The organism is Streptococcus sp. HMSC071H03 (assembly GCF_001813035.1).
Lineage (GTDB): Bacteria > Bacillota > Bacilli > Lactobacillales > Streptococcaceae > Streptococcus > Streptococcus anginosus.
Genome location: NZ_KV811151.1, coordinates 1 through 1,413, shown reverse-complemented (window position 1 = coordinate 1,413; position 1,413 = coordinate 1). Strand labels below are relative to the sequence as shown.

General features: G+C 49.5%; 1 rRNA gene. It reads right to left on the bottom strand.

The annotated features are described in order from the left end of the window. Window positions 1-1,225 (bottom strand): 16S ribosomal RNA (locus HMPREF2887_RS02830); the annotation flags it as partial. Window positions 1,226-1,413: the final 188 nt, after the last annotated feature.

Here is a 1,413-nt window from a genome sequence, read left to right as displayed (position 1 = left end):
AGGGGCATGATGATTTGACGTCATCCCCACCTTCCTCCGGTTTATTACCGGCAGTCTCGCTAGAGTGCCCAACTCAATGATGGCAACTAACAATAAGGGTTGCGCTCGTTGCGGGACTTAACCCAACATCTCACGACACGAGCTGACGACAACCATGCACCACCTGTCACCGATGTTCCGAAGAAACTTCCTATCTCTAGAAATAGCATCGGGATGTCAAGACCTGGTAAGGTTCTTCGCGTTGCTTCGAATTAAACCACATGCTCCACCGCTTGTGCGGGCCCCCGTCAATTCCTTTGAGTTTCAACCTTGCGGTCGTACTCCCCAGGCGGAGTGCTTAATGCGTTAGCTACGGCACTAAGTCCCGGAAAGGACCTAACACCTAGCACTCATCGTTTACGGCGTGGACTACCAGGGTATCTAATCCTGTTCGCTCCCCACGCTTTCGAGCCTCAGCGTCAGTTACAGACCAGAGAGCCGCTTTCGCCACCGGTGTTCCTCCATATATCTACGCATTTCACCGCTACACATGGAATTCCACTCTCCCCTTCTGCACTCAAGTTAAACAGTTTCCAAAGCCTACAATGGTTGAGCCACTGCCTTTCACTTCAGACTTTTCTAACCGCCTGCGCTCGCTTTACGCCCAATAAATCCGGACAACGCTCGGGACCTACGTATTACCGCGGCTGCTGGCACGTAGTTAGCCGTCCCTTTCTGGTTAAGTACCGTCACAGTATGAACTTTCCATTCTCACACTCGTTCTTCCTTAACAACAGAGCTTTACGATCCGAAAACCTTCTTCACTCACGCGGCGTTGCTCGGTCAGGGTTCCCCCCATTGCCGAAGATTCCCTACTGCTGCCTCCCGTAGGAGTCTGGGCCGTGTCTCAGTCCCAGTGTGGCCGATCACCCTCTCAGGTCGGCTATGTATCGTTGCCTAGGTAGGCCTTTACCCTACCTACTAGCTAATACAACGCAGGTCCATCTACTAGCGATGCAATTGCATCTTTCAAGCATCTAACATGTGTTACATACTGTTATGCGGTATTAGCTATCGTTTCCAATAGTTATCCCCCTCTAATAGGCAGGTTACCTACGCGTTACTCACCCGTTCGCAACTCACAGTCTATGGTGTAGCAAGCTACGGTATAAACTGTGCGTCCTACTTGCATGTATTAGGCACGCCGCCAGCGTTCGTCCTGAGCCAGGATCAAACTCTCATATAAAGTTTGAGTTCTCACTCATTTCTGTCACTGACAGATTTATTGTTTCTTCTTAATGTTTGACGGACTGTCTTCTTAAACAGTCGCCTGCACATTGGTTCGTCTTGTTCAGTTTTCAAAGGTCTTTGTCGCCCCTCAAGCGACAACTATCTTAGTATATCATCTCCTTCTCTTCTTGTCAATACCTTTTT